Below are 26,767 nucleotides of genomic sequence, written 5' to 3'. Positions count from 1 at the left end.
ACTCTACGCGCTCCTGTTGGCTCAACTTAACCACCTTAGCAATACGCCCCATCGATAACTCCTCTGTAATTTTCAGAGGATTATATATCTATCGTATTTTTATACAATTAGACACTAGTTCATTAGGTGTTTTTACCGAAACTGATGAACAACTAAGTAGAAAGGGAATCAGCGTTGCGATAAAGAGGTATTGGGGCTTTGTCAGATAGTTCATCTTAATTCTCCCGCAACAAATGAATTCATGTCAGCATTGACCACTAGAGTATCTGAGACATTTATAAAACACAAATATGACCGAGCGGTTTTGGCAGATCACACTCGATGGTAGTTTAGCTCGTGCAATCGACTCAAAGAGGACGACTAATTGTCACCCTGTTCCTGTTACGAACCTAGCCTTGGTCGGGCACGCTTTTTGTGCCCGACATTCGAAGCCTCAATATCGCGTAATACGTTTTCCTTTGATACCATTCCATCGTCCTTATCGACGACCATATGTCGGTCAACGATAAAGTTGTTGCCAGACCTATCCTACGTTGACTCACAAGCTTTGCCCGGTCGCCAGCCAATGCGCGCATTCCCGCCCCAGCTCCCGAACCGCCCGCGCTTCATATTCAGCCGATTCCTCCACGCTCAACACATCTTTCCAGCGCCCGTTCACGCCCTTGTGAATGAATACCTCGGCGCCGCCGTCCCAGTAGGCGCCGCCCAATGGAACGCTCTGCGCCGCATTCTTTTTCATCCAGTCAAACGAACAATATTCGACGATTGCATCCCAACGGGACTCGTCGATCGGAATGTCGAGAAAGCGGGCGATGCGGCGCATTTCGTCAGGCGCGTCATGCTTCAGGTTGTTGAAATGCACGAACAGGCAATTGGGCAGGTGCCGGTATTGCCACCAGGTGCGCACATTTTCCCAGAACGGCCAGAACGGATGGCCGTCCCGGTCCATCCAGTCGCGCCAATAGTCGCGGATGTCGGCGGGCGGCGGTGCGATCGGCGGGCCGACCCGGCCCGGCGTATCATTGAGCAAGTCGTACCAAAGCTGATTGGCATTCGCATGGTGATTGTACATACTCCAGACCACATCCCGGCCGTCGCGCGCGATATAGATGTATTTCGCCTCGGGCGAATAAACCAGCGCATCGAGCGGCAGATGCGTCTTGATGATTCGGCGGTGCGTCTGCGCCGGGAGCGTGGACAATTTGACTCCTTGGCCGGCACACGCAGTTCCAGCCAGGGCGACATCTTCGCGACCTGCAAACTCGGATCGCCATTGAAAACAAGCTGCGCGACAATCTGCTGCATCCAGGTCGTGCAGGACTTGGCATAGGTGATAATTGTCATCGTTCCGAAAGACAAAGTCGTTCCAGATCGTCGAATCGAAATGATGATCATGAAGTTCTCGGGTTTTGACCGGACTTGAGTTATATTCTGTCGTCATGGATTGCATTGAATTCCGTTGAATCGAAATAGACTGGCCGTATTGAAACCAATCAACGCGAGCCTGCGGCATGGCGGCTATTTTACGAGTAGACTCCCCCCTGTCAATGCAAGCCATTCATACAAATCCGGGCTAAATTTGCATGCCTGCAGAACTTTATTAAAAAAATAACCGTCTTCATTCATAACACATAATTACATAGAAGGCACATCATACATGGCTACAGTATTAGTAACCGGCGCGAGCCGCGGCGTGGGATTCGAATTTTGTAAACAATATGCGGCGGAAGGCTGGGACGTGCTGGCCTGTTGCCGGCATCCGGAAAAAGCCGGCAAACTGGCTGGCCTTGCCCATGTGCGGGTGTTGCCGCTGGATGTGGCCGACTTTGCGCAGATCGACAAGCTCGCGAATGAACTGAAGGACACCGCAATCGATGTGTTGATCAACAACGCCGGCGTGTACGGAGACAGTCCCGGCCAAGGCTTCGGGCAACTGGATTATGCGGCGTGGACCCGAACTTTACTGGTCAATGCGCAGGCGCCGGTCAAGATGGCCGAAGCGTTCCTGCCGCATCTGCAGCGCGGCAAACTTAAAAAGCTGGCATCGATCAGCAGCCAAATGGCCAGCATCACCGACAACGGCAGCGGCGGCAGCATTTTGTATCGATCCAGCAAGGCCGCGCTGAATGCGGCGATGAAGAGTCTTGCGATCGATCTGAAAAATCTTGGCATCGGCGTGTTTGTTTTGCATCCCGGTTGGGTCAAAACCGACATGGGTGGACCGAATGCGTTGATCGACGCGGAGCTTAGTGTGGCCGGCATGCGTCGGGTGATTGCGGAATCGACGCTTCAGCAAAGCGGCGGTTTTTTGAAATATGAGGGTTCGACTCTGCCCTGGTAAGATCGGCGGTTCTAGTACGCATCGCATACCATTTTTTAGACCTTCAATTCTATATACAAAAGGTATCTACTCGAACTGCTTCATAAACACATTTCCTGTCACGATCATGTCACAAAACCGACCTATACTGAATCAATCATTTAATTCAGTATTGATTTGGAAGGTGGCGTCGTGATGCAGAAATTGACGGACATAAAAAGTAAATTTTCTCCGAACCCGGTTTGGCAGGATTTCGATCAAATCAGCGACAGTTTCGATCTGGCACTGAGTCCGGAAGTGATCAGCTGGTTTCATCAACAAAACGGCAATATTACCGCCCGCAACAAGGTGGTTAGCGGCTCCGAGTTGGACGAATACGAATTATCATTGGGTTAAAACGCCTATCTCACCCTTACGCAGCCAGGATTTGAAGCGCTACCCCTCCGCTAATGAAATCCGGGCTGCTTTTTTAAAATTTACGTGTGATCAGGCCGCTCCCATCCGATTACGCGTCATCGACTACAAGTAGTTGTTAAAATGGACGGAATATTTTTGCTATCTTTCCATCCTCAACATGTTGTCCAGCGATTATAAACTCATTAGCATTGCTCAAGCATCAGCCACTAAAGAACTGTCCAGATCCCAAAAACAGTTCAATAATCTGATCAAAAAAATCGAAGCGCAAAAACAGGCTTTACTCGAGTGGCAGGAAACCCTGCTGCTTTACAATCAAAAAATATCCACCGAATACCAGGCGCTTTGGGATGCGTATAACCAGCATCGCGTGGACATGGTTTATATCCTCGACCGCGCGCATGATAATCAACTGTTCACCAAAAGCGACAAGGCCAAAATCAAACACATTCTGACCGAACTGGCCGAGCAGTTGATTCTCGAGCACGGCAAGGATGAACTGAAGGAAATTCACAACAAATACAGCGGCTCCGATTTCGACGCCGATCAACTGGAAACCGATGTGATCACGGCGGAACTGATGAAATCGATGATGGGCGGGATGTTCGGTGTCGACATCGGGGACGATATCGATGTCAGTTCGCCCGGAAAAATGCGGGAATTCCTGCATCAAAAAATGCAGGAGGCCGAGGCTGAACAAGCCGAACAACAACGGCAGGCCGAGGAAAAGCGCGCCCAGCGTAAAAAAACCAAGAAACAGCTGGAAAGGGAGGCCAAACAACAGCAGGAAGAGCAAACCATCAGCCAGTCGATTCGCGAAGTCTACCGCAAGCTGGCGGGTGCTTTACACCCCGACCGCGAACAGGACGAACAGGAACGCGAGCGCAAGACCAAACTGATGCAGCGCGTCAATGCCGCCTACGAAAAAAAGGATTTATTGCAGTTATTGGAGTTGCAGCTCGAAGCCGAGCAGATTGATCAGGAACACTTGAATAATATCGCCGAAGACCGCCTCAAATATTTCATCAAGATACTGAAAGAGCAATCGATCGAGCTGGAGCAGGAAGTGGCGGCTTATGAGCAGGAATTCAACATGCGGATGAAGCGGCCGTTCTATTCGAGTATGAGCCCGAAGACGATGATGATGGCACTGGAGCAGGATATTCGCTCTTTACGCCGTGATATCGGCAATCTGAAAGACGACATCAAAATGTTCCAGAGCCCGCCCTCGTTGAAGGCATTCTTAAAATCCTACAAAATCCAGAAAAAAAAGCCGGCGGATGATTTTGACGATTTTTTAGGCGGTTTTCTGCATCCGGATAATTTTAGATAAAAATGCCTTGCTCTATATAGCCTCTGCGCGCCTAACCATTCATTAGGAGCGGACAAGCAGGTTGGTTAATATCTGTTCATAAATGGTGGACAATGTTTCCAAGTCTTGCAAGCCGACATTCTCATTGACCTTGTGGATGCTTTCATTCAAAGGTCCCAGTTCGATCACTTCCGCTCCGGTCGGCGCGATGAAGCGGCCGTCCGAGGTGCCGCCGCCGGTGTCGTCTTGCGTGTCGTAGCCGGTCACCACTTTGATCGCATCATGCGCAGCATCGATCAGTTTGCCCTTCGCGGTCAGAAACGGATTGCCTGACAGGCGCCATTGAATGTCGTAGTTCAGGCCATGGCGATCGAAGATCGCATGCGTGCGCTGCTTGATCGTCTGCTCGTCGAGCTCGGTGCAGAAACGCAGGTTGAACAACACTTCGACCGATCCGGGGATGATGTTCTCGGCCCCGGTCCCCGAATGAATATTCGAGACTTGCAGGCTGGTCGGCGGGAAAAACGAGTTGCCTCTGTCCCAGACTTCCTCGGTCAATTCCTTTAGCGCCGGCGCGAAGGAATGAATCGGGTTTTCGGCCAGTTCCGGGTAGGCGACATGGCCCTGGATGCCGGCGATGGTCAGTTTCGCGCACAACGAACCGCGCCGTCCGACCCGGATCACGTCGCCGATCTTCTTGTCGCTGGACGGTTCGCCGACCAGACACCAGTCGATCTTTTCATCGCGCGCCTCGAGCACTTCGATGACCTTTACGACGCCGTGGGTCGCGATGCCTTCTTCATCGCTGGTCATCATGACCGCAATCGAACCATGATGATCGGGATGCGCGGCAAGGAAGCGTTCGAGCGCGGTGGTGAACGCCGCGATGCCGCCTTTCATGTCTGCCGCGCCGCGTCCATATAATCTGCCGTCGCGTATCGTCGGTTCGAACGGCGGCGACCGCCAAGCCTCGAGCGGGCCGGTCGGCACCACATCGGTATGGCCGAGGAAGACGAATAACGGTTTCGCATCGCCCTTTCTCAGCCAAATATTCTGCGTATCCGCGAAATTCAGCCTTTCCTCGCGAAAACCCAAGGGCGCCAGCCTTGCGGCAAGCGCATCCTGGCAGCCTTCATCCTTCGGCGTGACCGACTCTCGGCTAATCAAATCCTTCAATAATTCCAGCGTTGTGCTCATCCTGTGGCTTCCGATAAGTTCAGTGATTCGTATTGCTCGGCTTTGAAGCCGACGATCAACGCATTGCCAGTCTCCAGAATAGGGCGCTTGATCAGCGTCGGCGTTTCGAGCATCAATTGCTTAGCCTTATCACGATTCAAATCCGTTTGCTGTTCGGCACTCAATTGCCGCCAACTGGTACTGCTTTTGTTCAGCATTTTTTCCCAACCGAGTCGATTGATAAAGTATTCCAAAAGTTCTGGAGACAAGCCATCGACACGGTAATCGTGAAAACGGTGCTCAATGCCGTTTTGCTCAAGCCACTGCCGCGCCTTTTTGCAGGTGTCGCAGGTTTTGATTCCGTAGAGCGTGATCGTCATTCTTACAATTGGTTGTTCAGTAGTTCGTCCAGGTTAGGCAGTGATTGGTCGGCCTTGCAGCGGATTTTATAGACATCGACGAATTCCATGAAGGCCTGTTCCAGGTCGTCCAGAATGTCTTCCTCATTGTCGACATCCTCTTCGGGCACGTCGTTGGAATCCAGATATTCCTTCTGTAAAATGACTTCGCTGTTCAAAGACAGCAGGGCATAAATGATTGCGTTGTTGGAAAGATTTTCGCTCATGGCAGATGGGAGAGGTAAGTGGACAGAAAAAACCGGGACGGTAACGTCCCGGTGATAAATCGCTGATATTAATCGCGAAGCAGTTCGTTGATGCCGGTCTTGCCGCGCGTCTTTTCATCAACCTGCTTGATGATCACCGCGCAATACAGACTGTATTTGCCGTCCGATGAAGGCAGATTGCCCGATACGACGACCGAGCCGGCCGGGATGCGTCCGTAGCTGATTTCGCCGGTCATTCGGTTGTAGATCTTGGTGCTCTGACCGATATAGACGCCCATCGAAATCACGCAGCCGTCTTCGACGATCACGCCTTCGACGATTTCGGAACGCGCGCCGATGAAGCAGTTGTCGCCGATAATGGTTGGGCCGGCTTGCAACGGTTCCAGCACGCCGCCGATGCCGACGCCGCCCGAGAGATGCACGTTTTTACCGATCTGCGCGCAGGAGCCGACCGTCACCCAGGTATCGACCATCGTGCCGCTATCGACATAGGCGCCGATGTTCACGTAGGACGGCATTAAAATCGCTCCTGGAGCGATGTAGGAGCCGCGCCGGGCGACCGCGTTCGGCACCACGCGCACGCCGGCCTTCGCAAAATCATCTTCGCTATAGTTGGCGAATTTGCATTCGACCTTGTCGTAATAACGGGTGTTGCCGCCGTCCATCAGCCGGTTTTCGTTGATCCGGAACGACAGCAGTACCGCTTTTTTGAGCCATTGGTTGGTCACCCAGTCGCCGTTTCTTTTTTCGGCGACCCGGGCCTTGCCGGTATCGAGCAGATTCAGACACTCCTGCACCGCGCCGCGCACTTCCTGCGAAACGTTGGCCGGAGTGATGTCCGCGCGGTGTTCGAACGCGGCATTTATGATGTTTTCTAATTCGATCATGTTGGTTTTTATAGTGTGTTAAGGAAATTTTTGAGGCGCAGTGCCGCTTCGATGCATTCTTCGAGCGGCGCGACCAAAGCAATGCGGACATGATTCCGGCCCGGATTGAAGCCGCCGAAGTCGCGGGACAGATAGCTGCCTGGCAGCACGGTCACGTTTTCCCGCGCGAACAATTGCTGTGCGAATTGGGTATCGTCGATCGGCGTCTGGAGCCAGAGATAAAAACCGGCGGGCGGTCGGGTTAGCGTAGCGACTTCGCCCAGGATGTCGATTACCGCGGCGAACTTTTCCCGGTACAAGCGGCGATTTTCGATCACATGCTTTTCATCCCGCCAAGCCATGATGCTCGCATGCTGGGTCGGCAGCGGCATTGCCGCGCCGTGATAGGTCCGGTATTTGAAATAATCCTGCAAGATCGCCGCATCGCCCGCGACGAAGCCGGATCGGAGGCCTGGCGCATTCGAGCGTTTCGACAGGCTGTGAAATACCACGCAACGTTTGAATTCGGTATTGCCGATAGCGAATGCCGCCTCGAGCAAGCCCGAAGGCGGATTGTTTTCGTCGTCGTAAAGCTCGCTGTAGCATTCATCCGAGGCGATTACGAAATCGTATTTTTCGGCCAGTTCGAGCAGTTGCTCCAGACTTTCGCGCGCCATCACCGCGCCGCTCGGATTGCCGGGCGTGCAGATATAAAGCAACTGGCAGCGCCGCCATACGCTCCCGGGAACCGCGTCGACATCGGGCAGATAAGCGTTCGCTTCGACCGTGTTCAGGAAATAAGGCTCCGCGCCCGCGAGCAAGGCCGCGCCTTCGTAGATCTGATAAAACGGATTCGGCATCGCCACGACCGGATCGGCGCTCCGGTCGATCAAGCATTGCGCGAATGAAAACAATGCTTCGCGGGTGCCGCTGACCGGCAGGATCTGCGTTTCGGGATCTAATAATCCTTCCGCAAGTCCGAAGCGCCGGGTCAGCCAAGCGGCGATCGTTTGCCGAAGCTCCGGCAGCCCCTTCGTGGTCGGATAATTCGCCAGTCCGTGCAAATGGGTTAGCAGCGCTTCCTGAATCAAATGCGGCGTCGCATGCGCCGGTTCGCCGATCGACAACGCGATATGCGCCTTGCCGGCGGGAGGCACGATACCTTGCTTCAGCGCCGCGAGCTTTTCAAACGGATAAGGCTGAAGTTTTTGTAAATACGGCGTCATCGCTTATTGACACTGAGGGCGTCTGCCCGCCGCTTGCGCCTGCTGGAAAAAGCCCATCGCTTGCGGCATGTGCTGTTCCAAATCGCGAATGCGGGTCGCATGCGAGGGGTGGGTGGACATGAATTCGGCGGTTTGCTGCCCCTGCGTGGCCTGGCTCATCCGTTGCCACAAATTGATGCTTTGGCGCGGATCGAAGCCGGCTTTGGCCATCAGATCGACGCCGATGATGTCCGCTTCGCTCTCCTGCGTCCGGCCGTATGGCATCAGGACGCCGTATTCCGCACCCAGCCCGAGCATGCCGAAAGCTGCCTGCCCCATCGTCGATTGCGGATTGGTCATTGCCTGGATAACCGACATGCCCGAATTGACCGCCAGTTCCTGCGAGGCCCGTTCCGCGCTGTGCTTGGCCAGGACGTGGCCGATTTCATGGCCGATCACCGCGGCCAGCTGGTCCTGATTTTCGACCACTTTGAACAGGCCGGTGTAGACGCCGATTTTATTGCCGGGCAAGGCGAAGGCGTTGAACGAATCGTCCTCGAATACCACGACTTCCCAATTGCCGCCGATGCCTGCTTGCGTGATGTTGCCTGCAATGCAACGGGCGACCTGATTGTAACGCGCGTTGGCGCTGATCGGCTTGTCCCGTTTCAACGTTTCAAAGGCTTGCAGGCCCATTTGGTCGACTTGCGATTCGGGCAGCAAAATGAGCTGTGAACGTCCGGTCGGACTGGTGATGCAGGCGGTTAAAGCGAATGCGGCCGCTAGTATGGTGCAAATTTTTTTCAACATGATGGCGGAGCTTTAAAGTTGGAAAAGGCCCATTTTAACGTATCTTGATTGATGCGGGTTGGATTAATGCGCGAGTATCGTGCTTGACCGAATCGGGTCTGGCATGGAGGCGCGGTGTGACGATCTTTTAAGGCAAGGACACTAAACCCGCATAAGTCAGCATCAGCCATTTGACTCCGGCGCCCTTGAAATTGATCTGCGCGCGTTCCTGGGCGCCCTGGCCTTCGAGTTGCAGGATTACGCCTTCGCCGAATTTCGCATGGTTGACGCGCTGGCCGAGTTTATACTGGCTAACCGAAAACGAAGCGGCCGGTTTCGCAGGGGCTGCCGCAATCGGGCGGCTCACATTCGCGCGCAGTCTGACTTCCTGGATGCATTCGGCCGGAATTTCGCGCAGAAACCGCGAGGGCCGGGGATAGCTTTCGCGGCCGTACAGGCGCCGGGACTCGGCATAGGTCATGTATAAGGTTTGCATCGCTCGCGTCATGCCGACATAGCACAACCGGCGTTCTTCTTCGAGGCGACTGGGGTCCTCGACCGATTGCTGCGACGGGAACAGGCCTTCTTCCATGCCGACCAGGAATACGACCTTGAATTCTAGGCCCTTCGCGGAATGCAGGGTCATCAACTGCACACAGTCATCAAAATCCTCGCCCTGCATTTCTCCTGCCTCGAGCGATGCATGCGCGAGAAACAGTTCGAGTGGGCCCAGATTGTCTTCATCGCCGATAGCCGGATCGAACAAGCGCGCGGCGTTAACTAATTCCTCGAGGTTTTCGACCTTTTCCTCGCCCTGCTCGGCCTTGCTGCTCTTATAAAACTCGATCAATCCGGATTTTTCGATGACCCGTTTGACCTGTTCGAACAGTTCCGTGCCTTTTGTTTCGTCGGCCAGCCGGCCGATCAGTTGTAGAAATCCGGCCAGCGCGTTTCCGGCCCGGGCGCTCAGCATGCCGTGTTCGATCATGGTAACCGCCGCGCGCCAGAGCGAGGTGCCTCGATCCCGGGCGATGATGCGTAGATCGTCGATCGTTTTGGCGCCGATGCCGCGCGTGGGGGTATTCGCGACCCGCTCGAACGAGATATCGTCGTCGCGGTTGGCGATCAGCCTGAGATAGGCCAGCGCGTTCTTGATTTCTGCGCGCTCGAAAAAGCGCAGTCCGCCATAGACGCGGTACGGAATGCCGGCCTGGACCAGCCGTTCCTCGAATTGCCGCGACTGCGCATTCGAGCGGTACAGGATTGCGACGTCCTGGCGCGCACCGCCTGCGTTGATCCAGGCGCGGATGCGCTCGATCACGAAAAACGCTTCGTCCTGTTCGTTGAATGCCGCGTACAACGAAATCGGCTCGCCTTCGCCGGATTCGGTCCACAGTTCCTTTCCCATTCGCCCTTCGTTGTGCGCGATCACCTGATTGGCCGCTTTCAGTATGTTGCCGGTCGAGCGGTAATTCTGCTCCAGCTTGACGACGTCGTGTCCCGGAAAATGTTTCTGGAAGCTATAGATATTTTCGATCCGCGCGCCGCGCCAGCCGTAAATCGACTGGTCGTCGTCGCCGACCACGAACAGATTGTTTTTGTCCTGCGTCAACAGGCGCAGCCAGGCGTATTGGATCGTATTGGTGTCCTGAAACTCATCGACGTGCACATGTTCGAAGCGCTGCCGGTAGAAGGACAGCACGTCCGGATTGTCGCGCATAAGTTCGTGCGCGCGGAGCAACAGTTCCGCGAAATCGACCAGGCCGGAACGGTCGCACAACTCCTCGTAAGCGCGATAAATTGCGATCATTTGCCGCTGGTACAGATCGCCGGTCTCCGGCATGTGCCGGGCGCGGACGCCTTCGTCCTTTTGCGCGTTGATGAACCATTGCACCTGCTTCGGCGGCCAGCGCGCCTCGTCCAGATTCAAGCCTTGCAGGATGCGTTTGATCACTCTGAGTTGATCGGCGGTATCCATCACCTGAAAGGTGTCCGGCAACTTCGCCTCTTTTGCATGTCGTCGCAACAGGCGGTGCGCGAGGCCGTGGAAGGTACCTATCCAAAAGTTATGCATTGGCCGTTGCAGCAGTTCCTCGATGCGTCCGCGCATTTCGCGCGCGGCCTTGTTCGTGAAGGTGACCGCCAAAATACCGTGCGGAGAGACGCCCTGCACCTGGATTTGCCAGACGATTCGGTGCACCAGCACGCGGGTCTTACCGCTGCCGGCGCCGGCCAAAACCAGCATTGCCTGCGAAGGCGCGGTGACCGCTTGACGCTGGGCATCGTTCAAGGGGTCGAGAAGTGAGGTGACGTCGATCATTTTATTGCTTGCACATTTTGTATGTCTGTGTATATTTGTCCGGCTCTGGGAATGACAGGCAGGGCCGTGTTTTGCGGCATGATAACAATTACACAGTGAGGGTAAGAAGATGAGTTTTGATTTTAAACGTATGTTGAAATTTGAACACAATGTCGGCGAGAAAGAAAAGAAATACCGTATTTACGGCGGCGCCGCACTATTTGTGATTTCGGTCGTTACCGCGTCGATTTTTTTATTGATTGCCGGCTGTGTGCTGATTGCGACCGGCTTTTGGGGCTGGTGCCCGGCCTATTCGGGATTCGGCAAGAATACCTGCGAAACGGCCGGCTCAGGTCCCGCCAGCGAATAATGCTTGGCAGGCTCAGAACACCGTCGGTCTTGTTCTGAGCCTAGCTTCGCCCGGACCTAGTCTTCTTTCCGAAACTCTCCTTCCAGAGCATCGGCAGGGGCCGCGCCCTGAGGACGGAAAGGGCTGCCCGATTGAATTACCTGAATCAAATGTTTTTCGATGATGTATTGAGCGACTTTTCGGCGCAACGGGGGAAACAGGCAAGCAAACCCTAGCAGATCGGTAATGAATCCTGGTGTCAGCAGCAACGCGCCGCCGATCAGCAGGATCGGTCCTTCAATGATCTCGTAGGTCGGAATGCTGCCTTGCGCAAGGTTCTCCTGGAAGCGCCGGAAGGTCTGAAAGCCCTGTTGTTTGAGCAGCCATGCGCCGAGTACGGCTGTAAAGACGACCAGCGCGATCGTCGGAAATGCGCCGATGATGCCGCCGACCGCCAGCAGCAAATAAATTTCGGCAAACGGGACGAGCAGAAGGAACAGGAACAATATTTGGAAAATTTTCATCTAAAAGCTTGGTTTTTGGTCTGACTAAGTTAAACAATATAAGGGTAATGCCGGCGAATTTCTAGCATAATATCCGCTTTTCACTTATTAGCCGGTACAACATGCCGAGCAACACCGAATTGATTCTTTGCACCTGCCCGGACCGGGACACGTCGGAAAAAATCGCCAAAAGGCTGGTCGAAGGCCGGCTGGCCGCCTGCGTGAACATCCTTCCCGCCCTGACTTCGGTTTATACCTGGCAAGACCGGCTCGAAACGGCCGAGGAACATCTGTTACTGATAAAAACGACAAGGGACTGCTATCCGGTCATCGAACAGGCGATACGCGAACTGCATCCCTATGAATTACCCGAAATCATCGCCTTGCCGATTGAGCAGGGTTTGCCTGGTTATCTGAACTGGATCGATGCATGCGTATCTATCAACTAATTTTTTTCTGTCTGTTGATCACTGCCCGAAACGCGGCTTTCGCGCTGAACGGCGAAGACTTGTTGCCGCCCGATCAGGCGTTCAAAATTTCGGCGCTGGCCCTGTCGCGCGGCCAGTTGGAATTTTCCTGGGATATCGCCGAGGGCTTCTCTCTATACCGGAAGAATTTACGCTTCGAGTCCAAGACCGAAGGCGTCGAACTCGGCACGCCCATCTTGCCGGACGGTAAAACCAAGCATGATGAAGTTCTCGGTGATACGGTTCATTATCGGAATAAACTGACGGTGCCGGTGCCGGTAAACGCCGGCGACGCTGCCGCATCGGTAACCGTGCTGGCGCGTTATCAGGGCTGCTCGGATGAGGGCGTCTGTTATCCGCCGCAAAAAAAGCTGCTCGAAATCGCTTTGCCTGCCGCGGCATCGGCCGCTTCCGCCAATCCGCTCTCGACTCTGGTCAAAGGCATCGCCGGCCTAGCCTCCTCGGCAGCCCAGGAGGAGTTGCTGAAGCCCGATCAGGCCTTCCAGTTTTCTGCATCGGTCGGGGATGCCAATACCCTGCAAGTGAACTGGCAGATCGCACCCGGCTATTATATGTACCGGGAAAAAACGCTGCTGCAATTGATCAATGCCGGCGGTACCACGCTGGGTACCTATAATATTCCGCGCGGCGAACCGAAAGAGGACCCGGAATTCGGGCGAGTCGAGATTTTTCATGACGAGCTGATTTTTGATTTGCCGTTGAACCGCGGCGGCCAAGCCGCGCAAACGATCACGCTGAAAGCGCAATATCAGGGCTGCGCCGAGCGCGGCGTTTGTTATCCGCCGATGAGCAAGGAAGTGACCCTGGACTTGCCGGTCGCTCAACAAATGGCGGCAGCCGCTCCGAAGCCGTCGCCCGAATTGTCCGAACAGGATCAGATCGTGCGCTTGCTCAAACAGGACCGTCTGGGTATGACTCTGGCCAGTTTCTTCGGCTTCGGCCTGCTGTTGGCGTTTACGCCCTGCATCTTCCCGATGATTCCGATTTTGTCCGGCATCATTGTCGGCCACCGCGCCATCACCACCCTGCGCGCGTTGTCGCTATCGCTCAGCTATGTCGTTGCATCGGCGCTGACTTATACGCTGTTCGGAATTTTGGCCGCGCTGTTCGGCGGCAATCTGCAAACGACATTTCAGCAGCCCTGGATCATTGCGACATTCAGCGCCGTTTTTGTCGCGCTGTCGTTGTCGATGTTCGGTTTCTATCACCTCGAATTGCCGAAGTCCTGGCAGGCCCGGTTGCATAATTCGAGCGAAAAGCACCGCGACGGTTCGCTCTGGGGTGCGGCGATCATGGGCTCTTTGTCCTCCCTGATCGTCGGTCCCTGTGTCGCCGCACCGTTGGCGGCGGCTTTAATTTATATCGGCCAGACCGGCGATGCGGTATTGGGCGGCAGCGCCTTGTTCGCGATGGGCATGGGCATGGGTGCGCCTTTATTACTGGTCGGCGCCTCGGCCGGCAAACTGCTGCCGAAGGCCGGAGCCTGGCTGAATGCAACCAAGGGTGTATTCGGCGTGATCATGCTGGCGATGGCGGTCTGGATGCTGAGCCGGATTCTGCCGCCGGCGATTACGATGCTGTTGTGGGCGATGCTGCTGATCCTGCCGTCGATCTATCTGAACGCGCTCGATCCTTTGCCTGAGCACAGCAGCGGTTGGAAGAAGCTCTGGAAAGGCGTCGGCCTGATCATGCTCGCTTACGGCCTGTTGTTGTTGATCGGCGTCAGCGGCGGCGGCACGAATCCTTTGAAGCCTTTGCAGGGCATTTTGATCAGCGGCGCGAGCGCGGAAACCAAAAAGGAAGGCATCGCCTTTCGGCGCGTCGCCAACCTTCAGGAACTCGAACAACGTATTCAGGAAGCCGGTGCGCAGCGCCGTTATGTAATGCTCGACTTTTATGCGGACTGGTGTATTTCCTGCAAAGAAATGGAAGCCTATACCTTTTCCGATCCGGCCGTTAAAAACCGGCTAAGCGAATTTGTGCTGTTGCAGGCCGATGTGACCCAAAATACGAAGGAGGATCAGGCTCTGCTCGCGAAATTCAACCTGATCGGCCCGCCGGCGATCTTGTTTTTCGGTCCCGATCAACAGGAGCGGGCTGCACAAAGGGTAATCGGTTATCAGGACAGCGAAGTCTTCATCGAAACATTACAACGGGTCAAACCATGAAACAAGCAGCCATCGTTATTTTACTCGGGCTCTTCGCCTTGGCCGGCGGTATCGCGTTGCGCTATAGTCTGTATCCTGCCCCGGAAACCGAAGCGTCGCCTTTGCCCGCATTCACGCTGCCCGATATATCCGGCAAAACCCGTTCGAGCGGCGAATGGCAAGACAAGATCTTAGTGATTAATTTCTGGGCGACCTGGTGCCCTTCCTGCCGCAAGGAAATGCCCGATCTGGTCGCGTTGCAGGAGCAATACGCGGCGCGGGGCATACAGGTGATCGGCATCGCGCTCGAGGACAAGGAACCGGTCGAAAAATATCTTGATACGGTCAAGATCAATTATCCGACGTTGATCGCCGGCGATCAGGGCATGGCGCTGGCCGCGCAAATGGGCAACCGGGCCGAAGCGGTCCCGTATACGGTCGTTGTCGATCGCCAGGGTATGATCCGGGAGCGGTATCTCGGCAAATTTTCGAAGCCGGATTTAGCAAAAAGCATCGATCAGGCGTCGGACTGAAACGGCATGGAGTTTCAGCTATTTTTCAGAATAGCGCTTAAACTCCAGCGTAATGACGCTATCTTCTCGGAAAATTAATATATTTAGCGTAGACTCTGCAAATTGTGTGGAAATTATGGGATAATTCCGCCGTTTTTCACTTGTAGGTTGCAGTCATGGCGACGATTACCGTATTGAACGGGCCAAATCTGAATTTATTGGGTATCCGCGAACCCGGCCATTACGGTAACAAGACGCTGGACGACATCAGGCAAGCCTTGGTCGGCATGGCCGAAGGCTTCAAGCATCGGCTGTTTTTTCATCAAACCAACGCCGAACACGAAATCATAGGTCAAGTGCATCAGGCCTATCATGACCGGGTCGATTTCATCATCATCAATCCGGCCGCATTCACGCATACTAGCGTAGCGCTTCGCGACGCCCTGCTCGCGACCCGAATTCCGTTCATCGAGGTGCATCTGTCCAATGTGCACGCGCGTGAACCGTTTAGAAAACACTCCTATTTTTCGGATATCGCCAAGGGCGTGATTTCCGGATTGGGTGCAACAGGATACGAACTGGCCTTACTGGCCGCACATCAGATATTAGCCGAGAGACATTAATCATGGATATTAGAAAAATAAAAAAACTGATTGAGATTATCGAAGAATCGGGCATTGCCGAAATTGAAATCAAAGAGGGCGAGGAATTCGTCCGCATAAGCCGTTACTCCGCAGCGCCCGCGCCGGTGGCTTATGCCCCTCAGCCGGTTGTACCCGTTGCGGCCCCTACAGTCGCGCCGGTCAGCGCGTCGAGCGAGGATGTGATCTGCGGTCATGTCGTCAAGTCGCCGATGGTCGGCACCTTCTATCGCTCCGCGTCGCCGGGCGCGAAGTCGTTTACCGATGTCGGCCAGAAGGTGCAGGTAGGCGATACGCTCTGCATTATCGAGGCGATGAAGATACTGAATCAGATCGAAGCTGATAAAAGCGGCACGGTCACCAAAATATTGGTCGAGAACGCCGAGCCTGTCGAATACGGCCAGCCGTTGTTTGTAATCGAATAACGGAGAGCCGCATGTTCGACAAAATTGTGATCGCCAATCGTGGCGAAATCGCTCTCAGGATATTGCGAGCCTGCCGGGAACTCGGCGTGAAGGTCGTCGCGGTGCATTCGGAAGCGGATCGTAATCTAAAGCATGTGCGTCTGGCGGACGAGTCGGTCTGTATCGGCCCCGCGCCGTCGGTCGACAGTTATTTGAACATTCCCGCAATCATTAGCGCGGCCGAGGTGACCGACGCCGAAGCAATCCATCCGGGCTACGGCTTTCTGGCCGAAAACGCCGATTTTTCGGAAAAGGTCAAACAAAGCGGTTTTGTGTTTATAGGCCCGAACGCGGACACGATCCGGTTAATGGGCGACAAGATTTCCGCGAAGAATGCTATGTTGGCGGCCGGCATTCCGTGCGTGCCCGGCAACGGCGATCCGCTTTCGGATAATCCCGAGAAGAACCTGAAACTCGCGCGCGAGATCGGCTATCCGGTCATCATCAAGGCGGCGGGCGGCGGCGGCGGACGCGGCATGCGCACCGTGCATACCGAAGCGGCGTTGTTGAACGCGATCGCGATGACCAAGGCCGAAGCCGCCAGCGCCTTCGGCAACGCGACGGTCTATATGGAAAAATTCCTTGAAGACCCGCGCCACATCGAGTTTCAGGTGTTCGCCGATGCGCATGGCAATGCCATTCACCTGGGCGAGCGCGACTGCTCGATGCAGCGCCGCCATCAGAAAGTCGTCGAAGAAGCGCCCGCTCCGGGCATCACCGAGGAACAGCGTAGGCAAATTGGCGAGCGCTGCGCGAAAGCCTGCATCGACATCGGCTATCTGGGCGCCGGTACGTTCGAATTCCTCTATGAAAAGGGCGAGTTTTATTTCATTGAGATGAATACCCGGGTGCAGGTCGAGCATCCGGTCACCGAGATGGTGACCGGCTTCGATATCGTGAAGGAACAATTGCGGGTTGCGGCCGGCGAGCCGTTGTCGATTCGGCAGGATCAGGTCAAATTGACCGGCCATGCGATCGAGTGCCGCTTGAACGCGGAAGATCCAAAGACATTCATGCCGTGCCCCGGCACGATCGATCAGTTCCACATGCCCGGTGGCCCCGGCATTCGCTGCGAAACGCATATCTATAACGGTTATAAGGTGCCGCCGTATTACGATTCGATGATCGGCAAGCTGATTGCGCACGGCGAAGACCGCCAGAGCGCGATTGCGCGGATGAACACCGCGCTTAGCGAAATCATCATCGAAGGCATCAAGACCAATATTCCGTTGCAGCAGGAAATCATGGGCGACAGCGCGTTCGCGGCCGGCGGGCAGAATATCCATTATCTGGAAAAGAAGCTCGGGCTTTATTAGCATAGCGTAGAGCGTGGGACCCCCCAGCCTGACGGGATATTCATCCCATCCGTAGCGTTTGGGGTGAAAATAGGCGCACTTGCTAAGCCGCGCGTATGCGCGATTTCTCCAAACGTGCGGGACCGGGTTACAAACCTCGTCCCGCGGGGTTTCACAATTCACTTTTTTATTTATTCCTCCGAATGGCCTGGCAGCAAATTACCGTAATTACCGATGAACAAACCGCTCCCGAAGTCGCCGAATTGTTCAGCGATCTCGGTGCGGTGTCGGTGACCTATATGGATGCCGAAGACGAGCCGGTGTACGAGCCCGCGATTGGCGAAACCAAGATCTGGAGCAACACCGAAGTGATTGCGCTGTACGAGATGGATACGGATCTTAAAGCTGTGTCCGCGCGTGTGCACCAGTCATTCGACGCGAATCTGCTCCGCGACTGGCGTCAGGAGCAGATCGAGGATCAGGCCTGGGAACGCGCCTGGATGGAATATTATCGGCCGATGAAATTCGGCGATAAACTCTGGGTTTGTCCGACCGGCCAGGAACAGCACGAACCGGGCACGGTCTGTATGCTGCTCGATCCTGGCCTTGCGTTCGGCACCGGCACGCATCCGACTACCGCGCTGTGCCTGGAGTGGCTGGCCGCGCGCGATTTGACGGGAAAAACCGTGATCGATTACGGCTGCGGCTCTGGAATTCTCGCCGTGGCGGCGGTACTGCTCGGCGCGAAAGTCGCGCATGCGGTCGATATCGATCCGCAGGCATTGACCGCGACTTTGAGTAACGCCGAAAAAAATGCGGTGCAAGACAAGATCCTGGTGTATCTGCCGGAGCAGTTGCCGAAGATGCGGGCCGACATTGTGCTGGCCAATATTCTCGCGAAGCCCTTGTGTGACCTCAGCGAAAGGATTTCCGACCTGGCCGTCGCGGGCGGCGCGTTGGTGTTGTCGGGCATTCTGGCCGAACAAACGGCCCAAGTCGAAGACGCTTACCGCGCCTTGATCGAATTGAACGCCCCGACGCAACAGGAAGACTGGATTCGCCTGGACGGCTTGAGACGCTAAACCGCGATGTTTACCCGCTGCCCCGAATGCCTCACCCCGCAAAGGATTACGCCGGTAGCGCTGCGCAGCGGCCGTGGGATGGTGCATTGCAAGCGCTGTTCCGCGATGTTCGATGCGCTGGCGACCCTGGCCGAGACCGAATTGCTGGCGGTCGCAGATGTGTTGCCTTCCGAGGAACCTTGGACCGAAAGCAATGCCCGGCATCGGTTAATCTGGCGTATCGGGCTGGCGCTAGGTGTTACGCTGTTCTTTGCGCAGTTGCTTTATTTTGAAGGCGGCAGCGCGCTACAGAACCCAAAATTCCGCCCGGCGCTCGAAAAGATTTGCGGCATATTGCATTGCCGCCTGCCGGATTATCAAAATCTGGCCGAACTGAGCGTCTTGCATAATTCGTTCAGCGAGTTGCCGAACCGGCATTATGCGTTCAAACTGGTTTTGAACAATGAGGCTGCATTTTCGATGCGCTATCCCGTCATCGGTCTGACCTTGCTGTCTTACGAGGGCCAGCCGTTCGCGCATCGGCTGCTTCAGCCGAACGATTATCTTGTCGGGCAGCCGGAACATGCGCGCCTGGCCGCGAACAGCGCGGCCGAAATCAGTTTTGAAATCGTCGCGCCGAAAACGAAGGTCGGCGGTTTTCATTTCGATCTCAGCTATTAAACCATGGACATCCCCGAACTTTTTTTAAAGAAAAATGAAGACAAACGCCTGAGGCTCGGGCATTTGTGGATCTTCAGCAATGAAATCGATATCAAGCGTTCGCCGCTGAGCCGATTTGCGCCCGGCGATCTGGCGCTAGTGGTCGCGCATGACGGCAAACCGCTGGGAACCGCGTATGTGAATCCGAATGCGCTGATTTGCGCGCGCCTGTTGTCGCGCAAACCGAATCTGAAATGCGGCGCAAATTTCTTTAAAGAACGGATCGCGACCGCGTTGGCGATCCGCGAAACCGTGTTCGATAAACCGTATTACCGTCTGGTATTCGGCGAAAGCGACGGCTTGCCGGGGCTGGTGATCGATCGTTTCGATCAGGTGTTATCCGTGCAGATCACCACGGCCGGCATCGAGCGGCGCAAGGACATTTTGCTTTCCGTACTGGTCGACTTGTTGAATCCGGCCGCCATCGTGATGAAAAACGACAACAGCCAGCGCCAACTCGAAGGTCTGGACCTGGAATCGGCTGTCGTTTTCGGCGAACTGCCGGATCCTTTGATCATCGAAGAAAACGGTGCGCGTTTCAGGGTCGATATTTTAAAGGGTCAAAAAACCGGCTGGTTTTACGACCACCGGATGAGCCGGGCGGAACTAGCCCGTATCGCGAAAGGCAGGCGCATTCTGGATTTGTTTTCTTACACCGGCGCCTGGGCGATTCCTGCGGCGCTGGCCGGCGCGCTCGATGTGACCTGTGTGGACGGTTCCGAATCGGCGCTGCAATTGGCGCGCGAAAATGCCGTCTTGAACGGCGTCGAGGACAAGATGCAGTTCGCGCATAGCGATGTGTTCGATTTTTTGAAAGAGGCGCGCCAGGAACGCCGGCTCTATGATATGATCGTGCTAGATCCGCCGGCGTTGATCAAGCGCAAAAAGGATTACCAACAGGGCTATGAGGCGTATCGCCGGCTGAACCATCTGGCGTTACAGGTGCTGGCGAAAAACGGCGTGTTGATCTCCGCCTCCTGTTCGTTTCATTTGAGCCGGGACGATCTGCATGAAATCCTGCGCTCGTCCGGCCGCCATATCGACCGGCATTTGACTTTTATCGCTCAGGGCGGCCAGGGGCCGGATCATCCGATCGATCCCGCGATCTCGGAGACCCAGTATTTGAAAACCTTTTTTTGTTCGGTTTCGTCCGCTTTATAAAGTCATTGAGGCATCTTGATGACCAAGGTAAAATACCGAGAATCTTGCGTTCTTTGCGGTCAGCCTGTCGAAATCGCGGGCTTTACGTTGGAAACGCCAGACGGAATTTCAAAGTTTTGCTGTGCCGGCTGCTTGAGCATTTATCAACTGCTTAACGATAAAAATTTGCTATCGACAAGCACTTCATCACCAAAAAACGAGGATAAAGAGTAAATGAAAGCCTGTGAATCATGTTCCGGCCGCGCCGAAATCGGCAAATATCACAAACAGGTTCCGGTTTGGCGCCGAGCTGTCGGTTTGGTCTTTGTGTATCTGCCGATCATTACCTTACCGTTCGTGTTTATCAGCGCTTATTTGACTTATTATCATCTGATTCTGATCGGCGGCCGGAATATCAAGCCGTTTTCGGCGTTTTTGCCGGACCGCGCTAGCCACCGTTACGATTTGAAAAACCAAATCACGATGGATGGTTCATTCAAGGCAAGTTTGTCGCAGTCGAAACTGTACTGGATTCTGAATTGCACCTGGTATTGCCCGGTCAGCGTCGCGGTTTTCGAATGGCATGCCTACATGGTCAAGATCGTCGAAAACTGGTGGTGTCCGTTCGCGCATGAAAAGAAGTCCGGTTACAGCAACGCGAAGATCGATCAGTCTTTCTGGCATATTTATCCTGAAGACCGCGTCAAACTGAACAAGGAAGATCTCGACAATCCGATCTGGAATGAAGAAGCCGATACCGAAGCGGCCAAAAGCAGCAACGGTTCGGCCGGCTGATTGAATTCAAATCCGGCTGTCCGGCCGGATTTAGTAGGGGAGCGGCCCATTTGCCTGCCGCCCCCGCAGAATTGTAAGTACAGGATCGTTCCTGACTCCCAAACGTAAGCACTGCATTAGCAAGACGCCGGCGCCCCGGCCCGATTATCCCGACCGCCGACGCGGGTTTTACTTTCTGTTTTTTTCTGTGTGGAACCCGATGCGAATAGGTCCCTACCCGCTCGCGAACAATGTGCTTTTGGCGCCGATGGCCGGCATTACCGACCGGCCGTTTCGCGAAATTTGTAAACGCTTCGGCGCGGGTCTGACCGTTTCGGAAATGACCGCTTCGAATCCGGCCTTGCGGCTACATGCACGTACGCTGTTGAAAGCGGACGGAGAAGGCGAAAGCGGCCTGCGTTCGGTACAGATCGTCGGCACCGATCCTGTGCAAATGGCCGAAGCGGCCCGATTCAATGTCGAGCGCGGCGCTCATATTATCGACATTAACATGGGCTGTCCCGCCAAGAAAGTCTGTTCGGTCGCGGCAGGCTCCGCATTGCTGAGAGACGAAGCTCTGGTAAGCAGGATTCTCGACACGGTGGTCAATGCGGTAGAGGCGCCGGTCACGCTCAAGATCAGAACAGGTTGGGATTTACAGAATAGAAACGCGGTTGCGATAGCGAAAATCGCCGAAAATGCCGGCGTCGCCGCCTTGACCGTGCATGGACGGACGCGAGCCTGTAAATTCAACGGCGAGGCCGAATATGACACGATCGCGGCGGTCAAGCAGGCGGTTCGGATTCCGGTGATCGCGAACGGCGATATCGATAGTGCCGAAAAAGCCCGATCCGTTCTCGATGCGACCGGCGCCGATGGCGTGATGATCGGCCGCGCCGCTTGCGGTAACCCGTGGCTATTCGAGCAGATCCAGCATTTTTTTCTCGCTGGCGACAAGCATTGGCAGCCGACCGCGACGACGATCGTCGGCACGATTGAGACGCATCTTGAACAATTGTATGGATTCTATGGCGAGTCTGCCGGTGTTAAAATCGCCCGCAAACACATCGCCTGGTATCTGGGGCGTTTTGACTCGATTGGCCGGGATGTCAGTCAGGCGCTGAATGCATCCAACAATGCAACAGAGCAAATGCGTTTGATGCAGTCAGTACTGGACTTTTTAACGTAACCGTCGGAATTAGCATCCTATGGAAACATCAAAATTAATACCCTTTCATATATATGATCGCAGAGACGGTGATCAAGTGGACCGCAGAGAAATTGATTTGAACCTCAAAGAGCCAGCATCTCCGCCCCTATCGGCTTATGTTAAACAGGCCGTTGATCTGTATTTTGCCCAGATGAAGGACCACGACGTGGTCAATCTGTACGAGATCGTGATGAACGAAGTCGAAAAACCTTTACTCGAGTCGGCTCTGCGACATTCCGGTTATAATCAGACCAAAGCCGCGAAGGCCTTGGGGCTGAGCCGCAGCACCCTGCGCAAAAAGCTGGAACAGCACGGACTGTCTTGAACGGGTCCGAGACCCGTACCCGATTTTATCCACATAGCTATTTTCCCATGAATAAAACCATTACCCGCGCGCTCGTCAGTGTTTCCGATAAAACCGGGATCGTCGATTTTTGCCGCCAGCTCAACGAGCTTGGCATCGTGATACTTTCAACCGGCGGCACCGCCAGGACGCTGGCGGAACACAAGATACCGGTCACCGATGTTTCCGATCATACCGGCTTTCCCGAGATGATGGACGGCCGCGTCAAAACGCTGCATCCGAAGATTCACGGCGGCATTTTGGGTCGGCGGGGCATCGACGATCAGGTGATGGACGCGCACGGCATCGATCCGATCGATCTGGTCGTGGTCAACTTGTATCCGTTCGAACAGACGATCAGCAAGCCCGATTGCGATCTCGAAACCGCAATCGAAAACATCGACATCGGCGGGCCGACGATGATTCGCGCGGCCGCGAAAAACTATAACGATGTCGCGGTCGTGGTCGATCCGGCCGACTATGCATCAGTGCTGGCCGAGCTGAAGGCCCAGCACAACAGCCTGAGCTCGGCGACGCGTTTCAAACTGTCGCTGACCAGCTTTGCCCATACCGCGCGCTACGATACCGCGATTGCGGCCTATCTGGCCAAGCTCGATGGGCAACCGTTTCCCGAAACGTTGAATCTGCAATTCTATTTGAAAGAAACGATGCGCTACGGCGAGAATCCGCATCAGGGCGCCGCCTTTTATCGGGAAAAAAATCCTGCGCCTGGCACGATCGCTGCGGCGGAACAGTTGCAGGGCAAGGCATTATCCTACAACAACATCGCCGACGCGGATGCGGCGCTCGAATGCGTCAAATCCTTCGACCGGAAGCCGACCTGCGTGATCGTCAAGCATGCGAATCCGTGCGGCGTGGCCGAGTCCGAGTCGCTGCTGGCCGCCTATGACCGCGCCTATGCGACCGATCCGACTTCGGCCTTCGGCGGCATCATCGCGTTCAACCGCGAACTCGACGAAGAAACCGCGGCCGCGATCATTGGTCGCCAGTTTGTCGAAGTGATCATCGCGCCGGCGGTCAGCGTCGGCGCGCGGAACGTGTTGGCCGCGAAACAGAACGTGCGGGTATTGGAAGCCGGCGCCTGGCAAAGCGCCGAAACGCCGGGCTTCGATTTCAAGCGTGTTGCGGGCGGGCTGTTGGTGCAGAACCGGGACAATGGCCAAATCGGCGTGCACGACGTCAAGGTCGTCAGCAAGCGCGCGCCGACCGCCGAGGAACTCAGCGATCTGCTGTTCGTCTGGAAAGTCGCGAAATTCGTCAAATCGAATGCGATCGTATACGGCAAAAACCGGCAAACGGTCGGCATCGGCGCAGGGCAGATGAGCCGGGTGTATTCAGCCAAGATCGCCGGCATCAAGGCGGCCGATGAAGGCCTGGTCGTACCCGGTTCGGTCATGGCATCGGATGCGTTCTTCCCGTTCCGGGACAGCGTCGACGCGGCCGCCGAGGCCGGTATCACCGCGATCATCCACCCCGGCGGTTCAATCCGCGACGAAGAGGTGATCGCCGCGGCCGACGAGCACAACATCGCGATGGTCTTTACCGGCATGCGCCATTTCAGGCACTGATCAATCAAGCGCATTTTCTCTTTTCTTGCGTTGATAATTTTTCTATTTGAATATTATGCAGATACTCATCGTCGGCAGCGGCGGCCGTGAACATGCCCTGGCCTGGAAGGCCAAACAATCTCCGAAAGTCGAAAAAGTCTTTGTCGCACCCGGCAATGCGGGCACCGCGCTGGAGCCCGGCGTCGAAAACGTCGCGATCGCGGTCGATGACATCAATGCCTTGCTCGACTTCGCCAAACAACAAGCCATCGGCCTGACCATCGTCGGCCCCGAGGTGCCTCTGGTGCTCGGCATCGTCGACCGTTTTCAGCAAGCGGGCCTCCCGTGCTTCGGTCCGACCGCCGAGGCAGCGCAGCTCGAGGGTTCGAAAAGTTTCTGTAAGGATTTCATGGTTCGCCACAAGATTCCGACCGCCGCCTATCAGTCCTTCACCGATAAGGATCAGGCGATCGCCTACATCCGGAAGCAAGGCGCGCCGATCGTGGTCAAGGCCGACGGTTTGGCCGCCGGCAAGGGCGTGATCGTCGCGCAGAGCGAACAGGAGGCGATCGATGCGGTAGAGGACATGCTGTCCGGCAACGTCTTCGGCGAGGCCGGCAGCCGGGTCGTGATCGAGGAATTTCTGCAAGGCGAGGAAGCCAGCTTCATCGTGATCGCCGACGGCAAAAATGCGCTGGCGATGGCGACTTCGCAGGATCACAAGGCCCGCGACGACGGCGATAAAGGCCCGAACACCGGCGGCATGGGTGCGTATTCGCCGGCGCCGGTCGTGACGCCCGAAATCCACCGATGCGTGATGAATGAGGTGATCGAGCCGACCCTGAAAGGCATGGCCGAGGACGGCCTGCCGTACACCGGCTTCCTGTACGCGGGCCTGATGATCGCCGCCGACGGTTCGATCAAGGTGCTCGAATACAACTGCCGCTTCGGCGACCCCGAAACCCAGCCGATCATGATGCGGCTGAAAAGCGATCTGGTCGAACTCTGCGAAGCGGCTTTGGCCGGCAAGCTCGAGCAAACGACGAGCCAATGGGATCCGCGCCCCGCGCTCGGCGTGGTGATGGCCGCCGGAGGTTATCCCGACGCCTATCAAAAAGGCGCGGTGATCAAAGGCCTGCCGACCACCGAAAGCAGGGACAGCAAGGTCTTCCATGCGGGCACAGCGCAATCCGGCAAGGACGTGGTGACCGCCGGCGGTCGCGTGCTTTGCGCCTGCGCGCTGGGCGACACGATCGCCGAGGCCCAGAACAAGGCCTACCGTCTGGTCCGCGATATCGATTGGGACAATGTTTATTACCGGAGCGATATCGGTTTCAAGGCAATCGATCGCAGCTTGTAAGGCGGTTGCCGATCCTATTGGCACAATTTCGCAGGACAGCTTCATGGCCTCGATAAAATGTGCGGGCGGGTTTGCAAAACTCGCCCGGCATAGGTCGGGAAAAAGCGCCCTGACCGAACCGCCACTTGCCAAAAATAACGACCGGTAGGATGGGTAGAGCGATAGCGAAACCCATCGCATCAGTGGTTGATTGTGATGGGTTACGGGTGTTAACTTGCCGCCAGTTGTAGTTGAAGCCTCGATGTAGCGCAGCGGAATCGAGGCTTCAATCTTCGTATTCCGGTTCTCCCCCAACCGAATCGCACTCTGTTCCAGATGCCCAATCCAAGGGTAATAACCCCAGCTTTACGTAACGGTGGAACGATGAAAAGGGCCAATCCGCGACTTGGTTTACCAAGCCATGTTCAACCGGATTGAAGTGGATGTAGTCAATATGACGGTTGAGGTCTTCATCATCCCGAATCGTATGCTCCCAATAGCGGCGCTGCCAGACGAGCGTGCTGCCGTCTCGACGTTTTTCGACTGGAATACCGGATTTTGCGATTAGGCGGCTGAAGTTTGATGATGGCCTTCCATCGTGCCGGATAATCGCTATCGCCGGGCGGCAATGTCCAGATGGAGTGAAGATGATCGGGTAAAATGACAATGGCGTCGATTTGAAAAGGCTGTGAACGAAGCGTATCTCGGAATGCCTGGCGTAACAAGTCGATCGATTGCGTCAATTGCCGGGATTGGCGATTGCGTAATGCGACGGTAAAAAAATAAGTGTCGCCAGGAACGAAATTACGTCGGTAGTTGATCATGCAAGCGGGCGAATGGAAGATTACCCGCATTCTCTCACAAATCCGCTTCAGGCCAATAGACAGAATCCGTAGAAATCGTAGCCTCGATGGAGCGCAGCGGAATCGAGGTTTGTCGAGGCCGGTATGTTCCATATCACCCAAAACCAGTTAATCGAAGTTCCATGTAAAAACAAAAAACCACCCAAGACGGTATAACGGTTTGGGTGGGTAAGTTGGCTCCGGTGATCCTCGATTCCGCTGCGCTGCATCGAGGCTACCTTGCTACCCCCAATGCCATTAAGTTAAGAGAAGCTTCGCTCCTTCTCCCTTCGGGAGAAGGCTGGGATGAGGGGATCAAAATAAAGTATTTTTCCTTATTTTTGATCCTCCTCACCCCAACCCTC

Annotated in this window: 29 protein-coding genes; 19 read left to right on the top strand and 10 right to left on the bottom strand. The window is 55.2% G+C overall.

The window, feature by feature from the left end; all coding sequences use genetic code 11:
- Positions 1–538: 538 nt before the first annotated feature.
- Positions 539–1,441, bottom strand: coding sequence for a sulfotransferase domain-containing protein (locus U2W12_RS04390; protein WP_326499451.1), 903 nt, complete (start codon positions 1,439–1,441; stop codon positions 539–541).
- Between the two features lie 216 nt (positions 1,442–1,657).
- Here U2W12_RS04390 and U2W12_RS04385 point away from each other — a divergent pair, with 216 nt between their 5' ends.
- The 3 genes from U2W12_RS04385 to U2W12_RS04375 all read left to right on the top strand — a co-directional run bounded on the left by U2W12_RS04385 (position 1,658) and on the right by U2W12_RS04375 (position 4,067).
- Positions 1,658–2,341, top strand: coding sequence for an SDR family oxidoreductase (locus tag U2W12_RS04385; RefSeq protein WP_326499450.1), 684 nt, complete (start codon positions 1,658–1,660; stop codon positions 2,339–2,341).
- Positions 2,342–2,512: 171 nt separating this feature from the next.
- A complete protein-coding gene (locus tag U2W12_RS04380; RefSeq protein ID WP_326499449.1) occupies positions 2,513–2,716 on the top strand; it encodes a hypothetical protein in 204 nt (67 codons plus the stop codon).
- Between the two features lie 178 nt (positions 2,717–2,894).
- On the top strand, positions 2,895–4,067 hold the full coding sequence (locus U2W12_RS04375; RefSeq protein ID WP_326499448.1) for a hypothetical protein: 1,173 nt from the start codon (positions 2,895–2,897) through the stop codon (positions 4,065–4,067).
- A 42-nt stretch (positions 4,068–4,109) separates the two neighbouring features.
- On the opposite strand, the gene dapE is transcribed toward U2W12_RS04375, so the two are convergent.
- The 7 genes from dapE to uvrD form a co-directional block, all read right to left on the bottom strand.
- Entirely contained in the window at positions 4,110–5,243 is a 1,134-nt protein-coding gene (dapE, locus tag U2W12_RS04370; protein ID WP_326499447.1) for a succinyl-diaminopimelate desuccinylase, read from the bottom strand.
- Positions 5,240–5,602, bottom strand: a complete 363-nt coding sequence (locus U2W12_RS04365; RefSeq protein ID WP_326499446.1) for an ArsC family reductase — start codon at positions 5,600–5,602, stop codon at positions 5,240–5,242. Before U2W12_RS04365 ends, dapE begins: the two co-directional genes overlap by 4 nt.
- A gap of 2 nt (positions 5,603–5,604) precedes the next feature.
- A complete protein-coding gene (locus U2W12_RS04360; RefSeq protein ID WP_326499445.1) occupies positions 5,605–5,847 on the bottom strand; it encodes a hypothetical protein in 243 nt (80 codons plus the stop codon).
- 68 nt (positions 5,848–5,915) lie between these two features.
- The gene (gene dapD, locus U2W12_RS04355) at positions 5,916–6,734 is read right to left on the bottom strand and encodes a 2,3,4,5-tetrahydropyridine-2,6-dicarboxylate N-succinyltransferase (RefSeq protein WP_326499444.1); all 819 of its coding nucleotides are present in this window, start codon (positions 6,732–6,734) and stop codon (positions 5,916–5,918) included.
- Between the two features lie 8 nt (positions 6,735–6,742).
- Entirely contained in the window at positions 6,743–7,939 is a 1,197-nt protein-coding gene (gene dapC, locus U2W12_RS04350) for a succinyldiaminopimelate transaminase (protein ID WP_326499443.1), read from the bottom strand.
- Positions 7,940–7,942: 3 nt separating this feature from the next.
- Positions 7,943–8,728, bottom strand: a complete 786-nt coding sequence (locus tag U2W12_RS04345; protein WP_326499442.1) for a M48 family metallopeptidase — start codon at positions 8,726–8,728, stop codon at positions 7,943–7,945.
- 127 nt (positions 8,729–8,855) lie between these two features.
- Positions 8,856–11,024, bottom strand: a complete 2,169-nt coding sequence (gene uvrD / locus U2W12_RS04340; RefSeq protein ID WP_326499452.1) for a DNA helicase II — start codon at positions 11,022–11,024, stop codon at positions 8,856–8,858.
- A gap of 112 nt (positions 11,025–11,136) precedes the next feature.
- Here uvrD and U2W12_RS04335 point away from each other — a divergent pair, with 112 nt between their 5' ends.
- Positions 11,137–11,376, top strand: a complete 240-nt coding sequence (locus U2W12_RS04335; RefSeq protein WP_326499441.1) for a DUF2892 domain-containing protein — start codon at positions 11,137–11,139, stop codon at positions 11,374–11,376.
- Positions 11,377–11,432: 56 nt separating this feature from the next.
- On the opposite strand, the gene U2W12_RS04330 is transcribed toward U2W12_RS04335, so the two are convergent.
- Positions 11,433–11,879 carry an FxsA family protein gene (locus U2W12_RS04330; RefSeq protein ID WP_326499440.1) on the bottom strand — a complete coding sequence of 149 codons (447 nt, stop codon included), beginning with the start codon at positions 11,877–11,879 and terminating at the stop codon, positions 11,433–11,435.
- Between the two features lie 101 nt (positions 11,880–11,980).
- Here U2W12_RS04330 and cutA point away from each other — a divergent pair, with 101 nt between their 5' ends.
- The 15 genes from cutA (at position 11,981) to purD (ending at position 25,581) form a co-directional block, all read left to right on the top strand.
- On the top strand, positions 11,981–12,307 hold the full coding sequence (cutA, locus tag U2W12_RS04325) for a divalent-cation tolerance protein CutA (RefSeq protein WP_326499439.1): 327 nt from the start codon (positions 11,981–11,983) through the stop codon (positions 12,305–12,307).
- On the top strand, positions 12,289–14,514 hold the full coding sequence (locus U2W12_RS04320) for a protein-disulfide reductase DsbD (protein ID WP_326499438.1): 2,226 nt from the start codon (positions 12,289–12,291) through the stop codon (positions 14,512–14,514). Before cutA ends, U2W12_RS04320 begins: the two co-directional genes overlap by 19 nt.
- Positions 14,511–15,026 (top strand): TlpA disulfide reductase family protein, encoded by a 516-nt coding sequence (locus U2W12_RS04315; RefSeq protein WP_326499437.1) that lies wholly within the window; start codon positions 14,511–14,513, stop codon positions 15,024–15,026. Before U2W12_RS04320 ends, U2W12_RS04315 begins: the two co-directional genes overlap by 4 nt.
- A gap of 155 nt (positions 15,027–15,181) precedes the next feature.
- Positions 15,182–15,628, top strand: a complete 447-nt coding sequence (gene aroQ / locus U2W12_RS04310; RefSeq protein ID WP_326499436.1) for a type II 3-dehydroquinate dehydratase — start codon at positions 15,182–15,184, stop codon at positions 15,626–15,628.
- A 2-nt stretch (positions 15,629–15,630) separates the two neighbouring features.
- A complete protein-coding gene (accB, locus tag U2W12_RS04305; protein WP_326499435.1) occupies positions 15,631–16,071 on the top strand; it encodes an acetyl-CoA carboxylase biotin carboxyl carrier protein in 441 nt (146 codons plus the stop codon).
- A gap of 11 nt (positions 16,072–16,082) precedes the next feature.
- Positions 16,083–17,426 carry an acetyl-CoA carboxylase biotin carboxylase subunit gene (gene accC, locus U2W12_RS04300; RefSeq protein ID WP_326499434.1) on the top strand — a complete coding sequence of 448 codons (1,344 nt, stop codon included), beginning with the start codon at positions 16,083–16,085 and terminating at the stop codon, positions 17,424–17,426.
- Positions 17,427–17,608: 182 nt separating this feature from the next.
- Positions 17,609–18,487 carry a 50S ribosomal protein L11 methyltransferase gene (gene prmA / locus U2W12_RS04295; RefSeq protein ID WP_326499433.1) on the top strand — a complete coding sequence of 293 codons (879 nt, stop codon included), beginning with the start codon at positions 17,609–17,611 and terminating at the stop codon, positions 18,485–18,487.
- A gap of 6 nt (positions 18,488–18,493) precedes the next feature.
- Positions 18,494–19,147 carry a zinc-ribbon and DUF3426 domain-containing protein gene (locus tag U2W12_RS04290; protein WP_326499432.1) on the top strand — a complete coding sequence of 218 codons (654 nt, stop codon included), beginning with the start codon at positions 18,494–18,496 and terminating at the stop codon, positions 19,145–19,147.
- Positions 19,148–19,150: 3 nt separating this feature from the next.
- On the top strand, positions 19,151–20,347 hold the full coding sequence (locus U2W12_RS04285; RefSeq protein ID WP_326499431.1) for a class I SAM-dependent rRNA methyltransferase: 1,197 nt from the start codon (positions 19,151–19,153) through the stop codon (positions 20,345–20,347).
- A gap of 18 nt (positions 20,348–20,365) precedes the next feature.
- A complete protein-coding gene (locus tag U2W12_RS04280) occupies positions 20,366–20,560 on the top strand; it encodes a heavy metal translocating P-type ATPase metal-binding domain-containing protein (RefSeq protein WP_326499430.1) in 195 nt (64 codons plus the stop codon).
- On the top strand, positions 20,561–21,121 hold the full coding sequence (locus U2W12_RS04275; protein ID WP_326499429.1) for a hypothetical protein: 561 nt from the start codon (positions 20,561–20,563) through the stop codon (positions 21,119–21,121).
- A 199-nt stretch (positions 21,122–21,320) separates the two neighbouring features.
- The gene (gene dusB / locus U2W12_RS04270) at positions 21,321–22,289 is read left to right on the top strand and encodes a tRNA dihydrouridine synthase DusB (protein ID WP_326499428.1); all 969 of its coding nucleotides are present in this window, start codon (positions 21,321–21,323) and stop codon (positions 22,287–22,289) included.
- Between the two features lie 76 nt (positions 22,290–22,365).
- A complete protein-coding gene (locus U2W12_RS04265) occupies positions 22,366–22,635 on the top strand; it encodes a helix-turn-helix domain-containing protein (RefSeq protein WP_326499427.1) in 270 nt (89 codons plus the stop codon).
- Between the two features lie 47 nt (positions 22,636–22,682).
- The gene (purH, locus tag U2W12_RS04260) at positions 22,683–24,242 is read left to right on the top strand and encodes a bifunctional phosphoribosylaminoimidazolecarboxamide formyltransferase/IMP cyclohydrolase (protein WP_326499426.1); all 1,560 of its coding nucleotides are present in this window, start codon (positions 22,683–22,685) and stop codon (positions 24,240–24,242) included.
- Positions 24,243–24,297: 55 nt separating this feature from the next.
- Complete coding sequence (gene purD, locus U2W12_RS04255) at positions 24,298–25,581, top strand: phosphoribosylamine--glycine ligase (protein ID WP_326499425.1); 1,284 nt, start codon at positions 24,298–24,300, stop codon at positions 25,579–25,581.
- A 452-nt stretch (positions 25,582–26,033) separates the two neighbouring features.
- Here purD and U2W12_RS04250 read toward each other — a convergent pair whose 3' ends face one another.
- Positions 26,034–26,384, bottom strand: coding sequence for a hypothetical protein (locus U2W12_RS04250; RefSeq protein ID WP_326499424.1), 351 nt, complete (start codon positions 26,382–26,384; stop codon positions 26,034–26,036).
- Positions 26,385–26,767: the final 383 nt, after the last annotated feature.

This window comes from Methylomicrobium sp. Wu6, from assembly GCF_035916875.1.
Lineage (GTDB): Bacteria > Pseudomonadota > Gammaproteobacteria > Methylococcales > Methylomonadaceae > Methylomicrobium.
Note: the sequence above shows the minus strand (reverse complement) of the source record. Positions and strands in the feature narration are given on the sequence as shown.